The following is a 14,836-nucleotide window of genomic DNA, read 5'->3' as shown; positions in this document are numbered from 1 at the left end:
GTCATGACGTCAGAAAACCAGAACAAGCGGCGCAAACGTCAGGGTTTCACCCTGGTCGAGCTGATGGTGGTGATCGTCATCATCGGCCTGTTGGCGACCGTGGTGGCGCTGAATGTCCTGCCCAGCCAGGACCGGGCCATGGTCGGCAAGGCCAAGGCGGACATTTCGGTGTTGGAACAGGCGATCGAGACCTATCGCCTCGACAATCTGAACTTCCCCACCGACCAACAGGGGCTGGAGGCCCTGGTCGCCGCCCCTGCCGGCCTGGCCCAGCCGGAACGCTATCGCGAGGGCGGCTATGTGCGTCGCCTGCCCGAAGACCCGTGGGGCAACCCCTACCGCTATCGTCGCCAGAGTGCGCACGGCCAGCAGTTCGACGTCTTCTCCCTCGGGGCGGACGGCAAGGAAGGGGGCGAGGGCAATGACGCGGACCTCGGCAACTGGCAGGGCTAGGCTTCGGCGTCGCCATTCGGGTTTTACGCTTGTCGAGCTGATGGTCACCATCACGGTGATCGGATTGGCGGCCGGGGCGGTGGTGCTGTCGATGCCGGACCCCCGACCGGCCGTGGGGCTGGAGGCGGAACAGTTCGCCGCCCGGCTGTCGCGCGCGCGTGAAGAGGCGATCCTGACCAATCGCCCCGTGGCGGCGGAGGCGGACGCCTCCGGCTACGGATTCGCCAGCTTCGACGGCGTGGCCTGGACGCCTTTGACCGGCGTCTTCGTCTCCCGGACCTGGGGCGAGGGCGTCGCTGCGCCCGCCGATCCGGTGCGCATCGTCTTTGATCCCACCGGGATCGCCGACCCGGCGCAGGTGCGCCTGACCCGTGACAACCAGTCTCGCACAGTGGCGGTCGACGGCGCGGGCGAGGTATCGATCAATGATTGATCGGATCGGCGCTCAGGCGGCGAGCCGCCGCGCGGTGAGCGTTAGCGCAGAAAAGCGCGATGGTTTTACCTTGATCGAAATGCTGGTCGCCCTTGCGGTCTTCGCCTTGGCGGCCATGGCCCTGCTGAACCTGTCGGGCGAGAGCACCCGCTCGGCGGTTCGCGTCGAGGCCCGCACCCTGGGCGGGGTGGTGGCCGAGAACGTCGCGGCGGAAGCCATGATCGCGCCCAGCCTGCCGGTCGGGGAAACCGCCGGAGAGGTTGAGATGGCGGGTCGGGTCTGGCGCTGGCGTAGGGTTGTCACCGGAACCGAGGTTCCAGGCATGGGGCGGATCGACGTACGCGTCTCGACCGACGAGGGCCAGGTGGCGGACCGCGTCCTGTTCCGGGCGGCCGGATCATGAGGCGGGGGCGCATGAGGCGGGGGGGCTTCACCCTGGTCGAGGTGCTGGTCTCGCTGGCCATTTTCGCCGTGCTGGCCGGCGCCGGGGCCCTGATGCTGAGCCAGACCATCGACACCCGGTTCGCTGTGCGGGCCGAGACCGACCGGGTCGGCGATATCCAACGGATGCGAGCCCTGCTGAAGGCCGACCTGGCCCAGGCCGCGCCCCGTCGCACTCGCGCCCCGACCGGCCGCCCCCTGCCGCGCGCCCTGATGGGGCAGGAGACGCCGGGCGATCCGATCCTGACCCTGGTCCGTAACGGTTGGTCCAACCCCAGCGAGGCGGCGCGGCCGTCCTTGCAGCGGGTCGAATACCGGGTGGTCGATGGGCGGCTGGAGCGACGGGTCTCGCCCTATCTGGACGGCGCCCGCGCCGGCCCGCCCCAGGTGCTGTGCCGGGGGGTCAAGGACGCCGTCGTCACCTTCATCCAGAACGGGTCCGAGGCCCAGGCCTTCATCTCGTCCAGCGACCGGCCGCTGCCGGACGCCGTGCGCGTCGTCATGACCCTGGACGGCGTCGGGCGGCTTGAACAGCTGTTCCTGGTGGCCTCGGCATGACCAGGGGCCGGGCGTCGCGCGAGGGCATGGCCCTGTTGACCGTCCTGCTGCTGGTGGCGGTGATGGCGGTGGTGGCGGTGGTCATTCTGGACGACGTCCGCTTCTCGGTGCGCCGCACGACCAACGCCGAGACCCAGGCTCAGGCCCAGTGGTACGCCGCCGGCGCCGAGAGCCTGGCCCGACGCCAGATCGCCGATCTGATCCAGGCGAACGGGACGCGCACGCCGATGGAGCCGCGCTGGAACGGCCGGGTCATGGAATTCCCGGTCGAGGAGGGGGCGATCCGCGCGGTCGTCACCGACGGCCAGAACTGTTTCAACCTGAATTCCCTGGTCTATGGCCAGGGCGAGGACCTGTTCGCCCGGCCCGAGGGCGCGGCCCAGTTCATCGCCCTGGGGACGGCGCTGGGCCTGTCGCGCGCCCGCATGGCCGCCGTCGCCGCCGCCCTGACGGACTGGATGGACAATGACGCCGAGGCCTCGGCCGGCGGAGCGGAGGATGCGCGCTACGCCGGTCTGGCGACCCCCTATCGCACCGGCGGGGTCATGCTGGCCGATGTCAGCGAGATGCGGGCGGTCGCCCACATCGATGCCGACCTGTACCGGCGGCTTCGACCCCATGTCTGCGCCCTGCCGACGACGGCCCAGGCCCGGCTGAACCCCAACACCCTCGCCGAGGCCCAGGCGCCCCTGCTGGTCATGCTGACGCAGGGGGCGGTGGGGCTTCAGACCGCCCGCGCCGCCATCGCCGCCCGGCCCGTCTCCGGCTGGTCCAGCCTCGACGCCTTCTGGGCGCAACCGGCGCTGAAAGACTTCACCCCGGATGAGGAAACTCAGGGACAAGTCTCTCTGCTGACACGCTATTTCGATCTTCGGGTCGATATCGACTACGGCGGCGCCCACGCCGTCCGCACCGCCCTCCTGTACGCCGCGCCGGACGGTGCCGTGCGCACCGTCATTCGCCGCTGGACCCCTGAAGAATGAGCCAGACCCGTATTCTCATCATCCCGCCGGCGGCCTCGATGCCGGCCAACTTCCTGACGTTCGACGTGAACGGGCGGGTGCTCCAGCGCGGCTCGCTGCTGCTGGAGGACGCGGCGGCGACGCCGGATGTTCGCACCGTGGCCGTGGCGCCCGGCGCCGACGTCCTGGTGCGATGGCTGGACCTGCCGGTCGGCGGCGCGGCCCAGGTGCGGGCCGCCGCGCGCTGGGCCCTGAAGGACGATCTGGCCGGGGATCCGGAACGGACCGTGGTGGCGATCGGACCCGTCACGGGCGAGGGGCCGCGTCTGGTCGCCGCCGTCGGGGCCGGCCTGCTGGAGGCCTGGATCGATTATCTGGCCGGGCTGGGGATTACGCCGGTCGCCATCGTGCCCGACTGTCTGGCGCTGCCGGAACCGGAGGGGGAGGGGCTGAACGCCGCCGCCTTCGGCGCCGACATCGCCCTGCGCGGCGCCCGTTTCGCGGCCACGGTCCAGCCGGACCTGGTCGAGGCGGTGGCGGCGGGGCGCGCTGTGGTCGGTATCGAGGATCGCGAGACGCTGGAGCGGCTGCTGGCCGCCGCCGCTGCGGCGCCGGCCCTCGACCTGTTGTCCGGCGTCGAGCGTCGGCGCGAGGCCGCGCGCGGGGGTTGGCGGCTGGCGGCGGCCCTGGCGGCGGCCCTGGTCGTCTCGCCCCTGATCCTGACCGTGGCGGCGGGGGCGCGGGATCAGATCGCCGCCGACCGGGCCGAGCGCCGCATCCTGGCCCTGATCGCCGAAATCATGCCCGACGCGGCCGAGGCCGCCGATCCGATGGAGGAGGCGCGTCGTCGCCTGGCCGTCGCCCCGCCGCCCGGTGGGCTGACAACGGCCGCCGCCGCCCTGTTCGCCGCTGTGGAACAGGTCGAGGGGGCGGAACTGGACAGTCTCAGCGCCGATCCCGCCAAGGGGGGGCGCGCCACCGTCAGCTATCCGGCCTTCTCGGATCTTGAGACATTGCGCACGGCCATGGCGGCGGCGGGTCTGTCGATGGCCGACGCCTCGACCGTCGAGGACGGCGGCCGGGTGGTCAGTGAAGTCGTGATCGGAGGCGCCGCATGAACGGCCTGATGTCTCAAGCCGCCGCCTGGTGGGACGGCCGCACCCTGCGCGAGCAGAGGATGTTGACGGTCATGGGGCTGGCGATCGCCGCCGTCTTGGTCTGGCTGCTGGTCGTGCGGCCGGTCTGGGCCTGGCGGGCCGACGCCGCCGATGCGCGCGCCGTCGCCGAGGCGGACTTGACCCTGGTCCAGGCGGCCAGCGGTCGCCTGTCTCCCGCCGCTGCGCCGGGCGACGTCGATGTGGCGGCCGTGGTCGCCGAGGTCGGGTCGATGACGGGTCTGACGCCGGTCATGGGCATGTCGGCGGACGGCGGCCTGGGCTTCAGCCTGACCAATGTGTCCTCGACCGCCGCCTTCGGCTGGCTGGCGGCCCTGCACGACCGCAAGGTTCAGGCGACCGCCCTCAATGTCGTCGAGAACGCCGATGCGACCCTGAGCCTGGAGGGGACCCTGGCGCCCGCACCCTGACCGCTCAGCCGCGCGTCAGGGTGCGCAGTTTCAGCAACCGGTCGCCCGCCGTGATGAACAGGGTGCGGCCGTCCTCGCCGAAGGCGCAGTTGGCCGCCGCGCCCCCGGTGCGGATCAAGCCCAGCGACCGCCCGTCGGCCGTCAGGACATAGACTCCGCTCGGGCCGGTGACGAACAGATGGCCGTCACGGTCCACGGCCATGCCGTCGGGCAGGCCGGGATTGGCCGGGCCGACAAGATCGGTGAAGTCCTTCAGCACCCGTCCGCTGGCGGCGATGTCTGATGCGGTCAGGTCATAGGCCATCAGCACGGCGCGCGCCGGGTCCGAGACCGCGACATAGAGGGTGCGCTGATCGGGCGACAGGGCGACGCCGTTGGGGAAGGTCAGGTCGGCGACCACCAGGGTCACCCCGCCCTCGGGGGCCAGTCTATAGACGCCGTTGTGCGCCTGCGCCTTCAGCGGCGACTGGTCCATGTCCTTCAGCCCATAGGGCGGATCGGTGAAGAAGATCGCGCCGTCCGCAGCCTGGACCAGATCGTTCGGCGAGTTGAACGGCTTGCCCTCGTATTGCGTCGCCAGCAGGGTCTTGGCCCGCGTGGCCATATCGACCCGAGCGACGGCGCGGTTGCCGTGATCGGCCATAAGGATCGAACCCGCCGGACCGACAATCAGGCCGTTCGACCCCGGCTCGCGGAAGCCCGAGGCGTCGGAGCCGTCATAGCCGGACGGGTCCATGAAGACCGACGCGCCGTCCTGTTCAGACCAGCGGTGGATGCGGTTATTCGGCACGTCGCTGAACAGCAGATAGGCGCCGTCGGCGATCCAGACCGGCCCTTCCGACCAGGTGAAGCCGGAGGCCAGGGTCTCGATCTGCGCGTCCGGAGCGATCAGGCCGTCCAGCGCGGGGTCCAGGCGCACGACGCCGACGGCGAGAGGCGACTCCTTCGCCTGCGCCAGGGTCGATAGGCCGGCGGCGCCGGCGACACCGCCGGCGAGAACGAGGCGACGCGAAAGGGGCAAGGCGGATCTCCGGAAGGGGCGGTCGGGTTGGGTCAAAGCGAGACGGCGCGGCGTTCGCGGGCGGAGCGATAGATGGCCTCGATGATCCGCATGTCCCGCAGGCCTTCTTCGCCGGGAACAATGGGCTCGGCGCCGGTCATCACACACTGCGACAGATGGTCCAGCTGAGCCGAGAACTGGTTCTGGGGCGCTTCCGGAACGGGGTGGTCCTCGGTGCGCCAGTCCTTGAGGCGACGCAGGCGGTTGCCGGAATAGGCCGTCGCCGGCTCGGCATCCACCCAGCCCTTGTCGCCGACCACGCGGAAGCGGTTGTGGTTCGACCCGTAGGAAGAGACGCAGTTGGCCTGGGCGCCCGAGGGAAAACGAAGCTGGAAATTGATCATGTCCTCGACCTCGCGGAACTTGGGGTCCGACCGGTCGGTCGTTTCCACCGCCGTCACCTCCACCGGCTCCTCGCCCGTCAGATAGCGGGCGGCCTGGAGGCTGTAGATGCCGATGTCCATCATGGAGCCGCCGCCGGCCAGGGCGCGGTTCAGCCGCCATTGGGCGGGGTCGCCGATGGTGAAGCCATGCTCGGCCGTGACCACGCGGGGCCGGCCGATTTCCCCGGAGAGGGCGATCCGCATGGCCTCGCGGTTGGCGGCCTCGAAATGGCAGCGATAGCCGATCATCAGCTTGCGGTCGGCGGCCCGGCAGGCCGCGATCATCGCCTCGGCTTCGGCCGCCGTATTGGCCATCGGCTTTTCGCACATGACATGCTTGCCGGCGGCGGCGGCGCGCAGGGTGTATTCGTGGTGCATCCCGTTGGGCAGGATCACATAGACGATGTCGACGTCGGGGTTGTCGCGGATCGTGTCGAAGGTCGCGTAGGTGTAGAGGCCGCGCTCGGGGACGCCGTATTTCTCAGCGTAACGACGCGCCTTCTCGGGTGAGCCGCTGACCAGGGCCGTGACGCGCGAATGGCGGCATTCGGCGAAGCGCGGCAGGATGACGTCCGCATAACCGCCCAGACCGACGATGGCGTAGCCCAGCCGCCGATCCGGCGCCTGCGCCGCCAGGGCTGAGGCGGGCGCCAGGCCGGCTGCGGCGGCGCCTAGTTTCATGAGGGATCGGCGCGTTGCATTCATGATCTTCGGGCTCATTCCACCGGCTGTCGCCGCATCAGGGACGCGGCGACATACTGGACGGCCTTTCCCGCGGGGAGCAAGTCACGATCTCGGCGGCCCGACGCGAGGGGCGGGCCGCCGGGGAGGCCTATAGGGCCAGCCGCAGCGAGGCGCGGATGCTGCGCGGTGCGCCGGGGAAGATCCACAGGGCGCTGTACGAGCTGGCGGCGTAGCGCTCATCGAACAGGTTATCGACCTCGACCCGCGCCGTGACCTGGGGCGTCACCCCGTATTCGACCGCCGCCTTGGCCTTCCAATAGTCCGGCAGGCGCACCGGGTTGACGGTCAGGGCGCCGGCCCGGTCTCCGACGTAGGCTGCGCCCGCCATCAGGGACCAGTCCGTGCCGTGCGGCGTTGCGAACCGGCCGATCACGAACAGCGATCCAGAGTGTTCCGGCACATTCAGCACAGCGTCGGTGGCGAAGGCGCTGTCGTCGGCCTTGGCGTCGGTAAAGGCGTAGTTGGCGACCACCTGCCACGCCTCGCCGACCCGCACCGATCCGTCCAGCTCGATCCCGCGCGAAGTCAGCTTGCCGACCGGCGCCAGATAGTTGGCGTCCACCGGGTCGCTGGTCAGGATATTGGTCTTCTCGATGTCGAAGACGGTGGCGGCGAGGTCGATTCCCTCCCAGGCGCCCGACAGGCCGATCTCATAGCCCTTGCCTTCTTCGGGCGCGAAGCCGGCGCCGGTCCGGCCCGTGCCCGAGTTCAGCACAAAGGACTGGCCATAGCTTGCGTGGGCGGTCAGGGCGTCGGTCAGGCGATAGCGGGCGGCGAAGCGATAATCGACCGGGCTGTCCTTGTTCTCGCCCACGGCGCCGGTGCGGTTGTTGTGGATGGTCTGGCTGTAGTCGTCCCAGCGCAGGCCCGCGACCAGGCTGAGACGGTCGTTCACCTCCCACATGTCCTGGGCGTAAAGGGTGACGACCTCGCGCGTTTCCAGATTGTCGGTGAAGGGCAGGGGCGTCGGGCTGGCGACGGCGCCATAGACGGGGTTGAACAGGTCGATCGGATAGGGATTGGCCGCCGTCGGATTGATCCGCAGCCACTTCTCGCCATAGGTCAGCTGATAGGCCTTCACTCCAAAGGCCAGATTGTGGACGCCCAGGCCGGTGGCGACCACGCCGTTCAGCTCCAGACGGGCCGACAGGTCCTCGACCGTGAAGTCGCGGCCCCGACGTTGGCGCCACAAGGTGTCGCCGACCAGGCGCGAATGGGCGCTGGACAGGCCCTTCAGCGAGCCGCCCCGCCAGGCCACGCCGCCGTTCAGGCTCCAGTTGTCGCTGATCTGGTACTCGCCGGTGATCTGGTGCCGTTCGTTGCGGAACCGCGTCGGGCCGTCGCTGGGCTCGCCGTAGTAGTTCGACTCCGGCAGGGCCAGGGCGTCGCCGTTGACCGCCGGCATGCCTCGGTCGAACAGGGTCGAAAAGACGGTGAACTCGCCGACATAGGTCAGGCGGAGGGCGTCGTTGGGCCGCCAGGTCAGGGACGGGGCGGCCGAGGTGCGGTCCATCCCCACATGGTCGCGCCAGCCCTCGCTGGTCTCCCCCGCCAGCACCAGCCGCCCGGCCAGGGTTTCCGAGATCGGGCCGGTCACGTCCAGTTCGCCGCGCCTCAGGCCAAAGGAGCCGACCGTGCCGGTGAAGACCGCGTCGGGGGTGAAGCGCGGGGTCTTGGAGACGATATTGATCCGGCCCGCCGGGTCGATGTCGCCGAACAGGGCGCCGGCCGGCCCCTTCAGCACCTCGATCCGCTCGGCCGTGGCGGGGTCGCGCGGCGGCGCCATGCCCCGGTTGGCCAGGAAGCCGTCGACATAATATTCCGCCCCGCCGTCGGGCGTGCCCAGGAAACCGCGGATAGCGAAATTGTCCATCACCCCGCCGCGGTTGTTCTGCTGGCTGACGCCGCTGACCAGTTCCAGAGCGTCGGACAGGCGGGTGGCCCCGACGGCCTTCAGCAGGTCGCTTTCGATCGACCGGCTAGACGGGGACATCCGCTCGGTCACCGCGCCGACGCCCAGGGTGCGATCGTGCGGGGCTGTGCGACGACCCAGAACCACGATCTCGCCGACGGTCGTGGCCTCGCCCGGCTCCAGGGTCGGCTCCAACACGGCAGGGGATTCGGCGTTGGCGGCGGCCAGCAGACACAGGCTGGCGCAGCTCGAAAGCAGGGACACGTGATACTCCGTTGAAACGTTATAAAGTATCGGCTATCCGCTTCCGCCTGATGATGTCAACCGCTGCAACGCTTGCGCCCGCCTCCGTCGCCCCGCCCGAACAGGTCCGTTCGGCCGGTCGCATCCGCTCGATCGACGCCCTGCGCGGCCTGGTCATCCTGCTGATGCTGGTGGACCATGCGCGGGAGTTCTTCTTCATCCACGCCCAGGTCTCGGACCCGATGAACCTGGAGACGACCTCGCCGGCCCTGTTCTTCACCCGGTTGTCGGCACACCTTTGCGCGCCGGTGTTCGTGGCCCTGACCGGACTGGGCGCCTGGTTGTACGGCAATGGCAGAGGGGGGGGCGGGGCGGTCGGCGCACGGGCGGCGTCCGACTTCCTGCTGAAACGCGGCCTGTTTCTGGTGGCGCTGGAGCTGACGCTTGTCGGTTTCGGCTGGAGCTTTTCCTTCACGCCCCAGATCATCTATCTTCAGGTCATCTGGGCCATCGGCCTGTCGATGATCGCCCTGGCCGCCCTGGTGCATCTGCCGCGCCCGATCCTGATCGCCGTCGGCCTGATCATCATCCTGGGTCACAATCTGCTGGATCCCATCACCATCGCGGCGGGCCAGCCGGGCCATGTCCTGTGGGCGGTGCTGCACGACCGCACCCTGATCGACCTGCCCTGGGGCGGTCAGGTGCGAACCTCCTATCCGCTGCTGCCGTGGATCGGCGTCGCGGCCCTGGGGTACGGGATCGGGCCTTGGTTCGTCAGTGATCCGTCGCAGCGTCTGCGGCGTCTAATCCTGACCGGCTTGGCCGCCCTGACGCTGCTGGTGGTGCTCCGGGCCCTCAATGTCTACGGCGATCCGACGCCCTGGGCGGTCCAGGCCACGGCGCTTCACACGGTCATGAGCGTGCTGAACCTGACCAAATATCCGCCCTCGGCCGACTTCGTCCTGCTGACTCTAGGCGTCGGCGCCCTGGGTCTCGCCGCCTTGGAGCAGGGGCCGGCGCGGTTGACGGGCGTCTTGGCCGTCTTCGGCGGGGCGCCGCTATTTTTCTATCTGATCCACATCTACGGGCTGCACCTGCTGTACCTATCGGCCCTAGCCCTGTTCGGCGCCAACCAGGGCGACAGCTTCGGCGTGCCCGGCGTCGGCTGGCTGTGGGCCATCGCAGCTGTCGTCGCCGTGCCCTGCTGGTTCGCCTGTCGCTGGTTTGCACGGGTCAAGCGGCGCAGTTCCCAGCCGTGGATGCGCTACCTCTGAAGGCGGATGGATCGCCGCCTCACGCGTCGCGCTCCCCCTTGTCGTGATTCCTTCGCGCCTCCGACGCCGCATCCAGCATTCGGATGGCTGACAGGTCGGCTTCCTGGGCCGTCATGCGGATCGAATCCTGCGAAGGGTCCTCGACAACGACGGCGTCCTTTGAGGCCCTTGGCTTTAGAGGGCCCTGGCGAGTCGAACCTCGGTCAGTCATGCCGCTTGAACACCGTCGACTTGCGTGCGGTTCCAGCCCCGCAGCGATGGTCAACATGAGACGGCGACGCGGGTCTTTCATGACGCCGATACGGCGATCAACCCGGCGGCGTTCGACCGGGACTACAAGGGGCCGTCGCCGGGCTTGGAACGAAGGACGGTTCGTGCCGGATCATAGGCCGAGGACTGCTCAGCGGTCGGTCCTCAGAAAGTCGTTCAGCAAGGCCATCCATGCCGGGTGCGCGCCTGAAGTCGAGTCCGCCAGGCCGTGGCCGCCCTTTTCGAACAGATGGAGTTCGCAGGGGAGATTCTGGGCGCGGCATGCCTGCCAGAGGAGAAGGCTGTTCTCGGCGGACACCACGCGGTCGTCCGCTGCGGCGGCGAGAAAGAGTGGAGGCGCATTCGACGGAACATGGCGCTCGATCGAATAGGCGTCGCGCAGGGTGGCGGGCGGCGTCGTTCCCAACAGGGCCCGCGCCGAGACCTTATGGGCGTGAGGCTCCATCATCGTCACAACCGGGAACATCAATCCGGCCGCGTCGGGGCGCGTCGGAAGTCGATCAATCGCGTCGGCGGGGTCATAAGCGTCCCGATCAAAGGTGGTCGCCAAGCGGCCGGCGACATGGCCTCCGGCCGAAAATCCCGCCACGGTGACGCGGGCCGGATCGAAGCCGAGTTCGTCCGCCCGCGCCCGAACCATGCGGATGGCGCGCTGGGCGTCCTGAAGAGAAACATCAGGGCCGGCCGCCCATCCATCGGCCGGCAGACGATAGTTCATGACGAAGACGGTGAAGCCCAGATCGGCCAGGCCGGCGTCTATGGATCCGCCGGCCTTGCTGACGGCCACCCGCTGATATCCGCCGCCGGGGATCATCAGTATGGCCGCGCCGTTGGGACGCGCCGGGCGACGCACCGCCAGCCAGGGATCGCGGATGTGCAGATAGGCGGTGTCGTTGGGATCGCCGCCGGGGGTGCGCAGGATGACCTGTTCCTGGGCTGTGACCTGTTCGCCGCCGGGCGCGCCGTTGGGCCAGAGGGGGTGAACCTCCAGGCCGGTCTGGGCTGAATGCCGCGCCCTATCCTGAGCGCGGACAGGAAGCGCGGGCGCCAGAGCCGCGCCGGCGGCAAGGCCGAGCAGGGCGCGACGTTCGATCAGAGAGGACGGCGTCTTCATCTAAATCGGTCCCCGCTCACTGGGCCTGGGCGCGAGTGGTGACGTCCACCCCGCCCCGCACGTTGCGCAAGGTCACCAGCCGCACATCTTCGAGCACATTGCCCGGCGCGCCGTCCGTGGAGACCACCAGGGCGATGCTGTTCCGGCCGCGATGGTTCAAGATGTTTTCGGGCAGGGAGAAGACCCGCTGCGGACCGACATTGGCGATGAACTGGCCCATGTGCCAGCCATTGACGAAGATCAGCACCCGGTACGCCCGGTCGGATCGGGGCGTGTCCGTATCGCCGAAGGCAAGGCCGATGGAGGCGTCCTGGCCCGCCGGAACGTCCAGATCGAACCGCGTCCGATACCAGGTCACGCCCGGCTGAAGCGCTTGGCCCACCAGGCCGGGGCGCCAGTCGGCATCCTTGAACTCCGGCAGGTGCCATCCGTGGCGTTCCCCGAACAGGCCGCCGTTGTTAGGCACGCCGCGTAGGGTGTCGGCGAAATCCTCTCCACCGGCGCGGCCCTGGATCTTCCACGATATCGGCACGGCGAAGCCGGGACCGACACGCGGCGCGACCGAAACCGACACCAGACCGCGCGCCTCCTTGTGGAAGTCGTTGGCGTCCAGATTCCAGTTGTGGCCGTTGTTGCGGACCATCACCGACACGACATGAGGTCCGGGCGTGCGGGCCGCCTCGGGCAGATCGAAGGTCGCGACGCCGGTGGTGATCGGGCGGGGGATGCCGCTGGGCAGTTCGTGCTGGCCGACAAAGGCTCCGTCCACGAAGACCTGAACCATGCCGGCACCGCCCGCGCCGTAGAAGAGGTTGATCGTCTCGGCCTCCGGCCCGCCCTCGAACCGGCCGCGATACCAGACGTCGCCCTCGTGGAAGCCATAGGCGTCCATCAACATATTGGGCTGACCGTCCGGCCGCAGGGTGTTGCTGGCGTAAGGGCGATTATCGATCGCCTGCCAGTCGTTGTCATCGAAGTCTGGCCGAGCCTCGGGCGATCCCGGGGCGACGCGCCAGTCGGTCAAGGCGGGCAGGGCGAAGGCCGCCGGTCCGGCCAGGGGCGTCCGGGCCGCCAGACTGCCCGACGCGGTGGGGCGGGTGGCGACGACGGCGCCGTTCCACAGCACCGAAGATGCCGGCGTGGCGGACCACAGTTCCAACGGCGTGGGCTCGCGCGTGTCCCCGGTCAGCAGCAGCCGCCCGCGCTCGGTCCGGGCATGTCGCACCAGGGCAGGGCCGCGCACCAGAACATCGCCCTGGCGCCAGAACCGCGCGGCTTCCTTTTCTTCGCCGATCAGCAGCAGCAGATCAGGCCGACCGCCGCCGCTGATTCGCACACGGCTTAGCCCGACATGCTCATAGTCGAGCTTGAGATCGCCGCGCGCCGCATCGAACGTCGAACGCACATCGCCGTCCAGCACCGTCACATCGGGTTGCGAGGTGAAGCGCAGAACGGTTTCGCCGGGCTCCCCCGTTCGGCCGTACATCAGCAGGACGTCTTGTCGGGTCGCGGGCATAACGGCCTGCAACTCCGACGTCGAATAGACCAGTCTCTGGCCCGCCAGATCGACCCCGGCCACCAGCCATTTGGCGTCGAAACCGTTCAGGGTCATGGGCATGACATAGCGCCCGTCGGGCAGGTCGGCGGTGACGGTGAACCGGTCGTTGGTCTGGCCGTTCGACGGCTTGTGCGTCACCAGCAGGAACCGGGCGTCCGTCTCCGGGCTGCGGTTGTGATAGACTTGGATATTGGGCGAGGAGATTTCCGGGACGCCCGCCGGGACCATGCCGGCCAGGTCGGGGACCGAGGCGATCAGGCCGGCGAGCTGTTTCATCTCCTCGGCCTTGGGCCTGATCTCACGCACCTCCGAGATCGCTGCGCCATAGTCATAGCTGGTGAACACCACCGGCGCCGCCAGCCAGCCCCAGCTGGTCCCGCCGAAGCCGACATAGATGCTCTGCAACGAGATGCCGTTGGCCAGGTTGACGCCGTAGAAGACACGCTGGAAACGCTCGCCGCGTTGGACGGCGTTGCACTCATAGCCGCCGTTGGATCCCCAATAGTCGAACCAGCCGCCGCCGATCTCGGCCATGAAGCCTGGCGTCGCCGGAGAGGCCGAGGCGCCCCCCTTGGCGCCGCCCGGACCATAGAAGCCCCAGTCAGGCGCGGCGGCGCCGCGCGTCGTGCGGCCCTGGACGGTGCAGGTGCCGCCGGGATAGCCGTCGAAGGCGTACAGGTCGACCGGGCCGGGAACGACCTTGTCCACCGGCGAGTTCGCTGGCGTCCAGTAGCCGTTGCGGCCCTGATCGTTGTGGAAGATGGGCACATTGATCCCGTCCGCCCTCGCCTTGGCGTACAGATGATCCATGTAGCGGCGATGGGCCGGGGTGGTGGCCGCCAGCTCGTTCTCGATCTGATAGAGGATGACCGAGCCCTGGTTGCCCCTGCCGTCGCCATTGATCTGGTGGCGGCCGATGATGGCGTTGACCTGGGTCAGCCATTCGTCGGCAGCGGCGAGGTATTCGGGCGAATCCGTTCGCGACGGCGCGCGCTGGTTGACCAGCCATCCGGGAAAGCCGCCGCGCGTCAGTTCGGCGTTGGCGTAGGGACCGGGCCGGACGATGACATAGAGGCCCTCTTCTTCGGACATCTGCAGCAACCGATCCAGGTCGCGGATGCCGGTGAAGTCGTAAACCCCCTGTTTGGGGCTGTGGTAGCCCCAGTCGAAATAGAAGGCGACGGTGTTGAAACCGCTGGCCTTCATCTTCTGAAGAATGTCCCGCCACAGCTCCGGGCTGGGCAGGCGGAACGGGTGCATTTCGCTGGACCAGATCACCAGCCGCTCGCCGTCGATCATCAGGGATCGGGCGTCGAACGAGACTCGGCCAAAGGTCTGAGCCGGCGCGGTGAAGTCGGCCGTGGAGCGGGCCTGCTGCGCCGTGACGGGCGCCGAGGACAGGAGGGGGGCGGCGGCCACGGCGGCCGCGAACAAGAGGGCGCGGCGCATCAGGACAGATGGAACATCTGGCGCAGCGGCCATTCGCTGGGCTTGTCGTCGGCCTCCACCTCCATCAGGGGCGCCATCGACGTCCACCATTTACGCATCAACGGATGGTTGGGCAGTTGGTCCAGCGTGTGGTCGTCCGCCCGGCGCATGACCGCGAACAGCGACAGGGTCTCTTCGTCCAGAAAGATCGAATATTCGCTCACGCCGCTGGCCTTCAGCAGATCGGCCAACTCGGGCCAGATGTCGTCGTGGCGCGCCTTGTAGGCGTCGACAGTCCCGGGTTTCAGCTGCATCCGAAAGGCGTGAAGCGAGCTCATAAATCCTCCAGACCGATTATTCGGTACGTTATTTCACTATGTGGTAACTCGCTTCCATCCAACGGTCAAACCTCAAGGCG

General features: G+C 68.8%; 14 protein-coding genes. 8 read left to right on the top strand and 6 right to left on the bottom strand.

The features are described 5' to 3' along the window. Positions 1-3: 3 nt before the first annotated feature. Genes gspG through ACW17X_RS04705 form a run of 7 tightly spaced genes read left to right on the top strand, consistent with a single transcriptional unit; the run spans position 4 to position 4,432 of the window. Entirely contained in the window at positions 4-453 is a 450-nt protein-coding gene (gene gspG / locus ACW17X_RS04735; protein ID WP_492099894.1) for a type II secretion system major pseudopilin GspG, read from the top strand. Then, positions 422-886, top strand: coding sequence for a GspH/FimT family pseudopilin (locus ACW17X_RS04730; RefSeq protein WP_492099893.1), 465 nt, complete (start codon positions 422-424; stop codon positions 884-886). The genes gspG and ACW17X_RS04730 overlap by 32 nt, the downstream gene beginning before the upstream one ends. Positions 887-920: 34 nt before the next feature. Next, on the top strand, positions 921-1,289 hold the full coding sequence (gene gspI, locus ACW17X_RS04725; protein ID WP_492100433.1) for a type II secretion system minor pseudopilin GspI: 369 nt from the start codon (positions 921-923) through the stop codon (positions 1,287-1,289). 11 nt (positions 1,290-1,300) lie between these two features. Further along, positions 1,301-1,885 carry a type II secretion system minor pseudopilin GspJ gene (gene gspJ / locus ACW17X_RS04720; RefSeq protein WP_492099892.1) on the top strand — a complete coding sequence of 195 codons (585 nt, stop codon included), beginning with the start codon at positions 1,301-1,303 and terminating at the stop codon, positions 1,883-1,885. Continuing rightward, positions 1,882-2,868, top strand: a complete 987-nt coding sequence (gspK, locus tag ACW17X_RS04715; RefSeq protein WP_492099891.1) for a type II secretion system minor pseudopilin GspK — start codon at positions 1,882-1,884, stop codon at positions 2,866-2,868. Before gspJ ends, gspK begins: the two co-directional genes overlap by 4 nt. Continuing rightward, the gene (gene gspL, locus ACW17X_RS04710) at positions 2,865-3,965 is read left to right on the top strand and encodes a type II secretion system protein GspL (protein WP_492099890.1); all 1,101 of its coding nucleotides are present in this window, start codon (positions 2,865-2,867) and stop codon (positions 3,963-3,965) included. Before gspK ends, gspL begins: the two co-directional genes overlap by 4 nt. Beyond that, positions 3,962-4,432 (top strand): type II secretion system protein M, encoded by a 471-nt coding sequence (locus ACW17X_RS04705; RefSeq protein ID WP_492099889.1) that lies wholly within the window; start codon positions 3,962-3,964, stop codon positions 4,430-4,432. Before gspL ends, ACW17X_RS04705 begins: the two co-directional genes overlap by 4 nt. A gap of 4 nt (positions 4,433-4,436) precedes the next feature. Here the strand turns inward: ACW17X_RS04705 and ACW17X_RS04700 are convergent, their stop codons facing one another. From ACW17X_RS04700 to ACW17X_RS04690, 3 genes are all read right to left on the bottom strand, one after another. Continuing rightward, complete coding sequence (locus ACW17X_RS04700) at positions 4,437-5,453, bottom strand: SMP-30/gluconolactonase/LRE family protein (RefSeq protein ID WP_492099888.1); 1,017 nt, start codon at positions 5,451-5,453, stop codon at positions 4,437-4,439. Positions 5,454-5,485: 32 nt separating this feature from the next. Next, complete coding sequence (locus ACW17X_RS04695; protein ID WP_492099887.1) at positions 5,486-6,556, bottom strand: Gfo/Idh/MocA family protein; 1,071 nt, start codon at positions 6,554-6,556, stop codon at positions 5,486-5,488. 151 nt (positions 6,557-6,707) lie between these two features. Then, positions 6,708-8,795 (bottom strand): TonB-dependent receptor, encoded by a 2,088-nt coding sequence (locus ACW17X_RS04690; protein ID WP_492099886.1) that lies wholly within the window; start codon positions 8,793-8,795, stop codon positions 6,708-6,710. Positions 8,796-8,845: 50 nt separating this feature from the next. On the opposite strand from ACW17X_RS04690, the gene ACW17X_RS04685 reads away from it, so the two are divergent. Then, positions 8,846-10,048 (top strand): acetyltransferase domain-containing protein, encoded by a 1,203-nt coding sequence (locus ACW17X_RS04685; RefSeq protein WP_492099885.1) that lies wholly within the window; start codon positions 8,846-8,848, stop codon positions 10,046-10,048. Positions 10,049-10,448: 400 nt separating this feature from the next. Here ACW17X_RS04685 and ACW17X_RS04680 read toward each other — a convergent pair whose 3' ends face one another. From ACW17X_RS04680 to ACW17X_RS04670, 3 genes are read right to left on the bottom strand one after another with little or no spacing between them, the layout of a single operon-like run. Next, positions 10,449-11,432, bottom strand: a complete 984-nt coding sequence (locus ACW17X_RS04680) for an alpha/beta hydrolase (RefSeq protein ID WP_492099884.1) — start codon at positions 11,430-11,432, stop codon at positions 10,449-10,451. Positions 11,433-11,448: 16 nt separating this feature from the next. Beyond that, on the bottom strand, positions 11,449-14,472 hold the full coding sequence (locus ACW17X_RS04675; RefSeq protein WP_492099883.1) for a beta-galactosidase: 3,024 nt from the start codon (positions 14,470-14,472) through the stop codon (positions 11,449-11,451). Next, positions 14,439-14,756, bottom strand: a complete 318-nt coding sequence (locus ACW17X_RS04670) for an L-rhamnose mutarotase (RefSeq protein WP_492099882.1) — start codon at positions 14,754-14,756, stop codon at positions 14,439-14,441. Before ACW17X_RS04670 ends, ACW17X_RS04675 begins: the two co-directional genes overlap by 34 nt. Positions 14,757-14,836: the final 80 nt, after the last annotated feature.

The sequence above is a fragment of the Brevundimonas sp. FV1ye4L genome, assembly GCF_058681255.1.
This window is presented reverse-complemented; position numbering and strand designations above follow the sequence as displayed.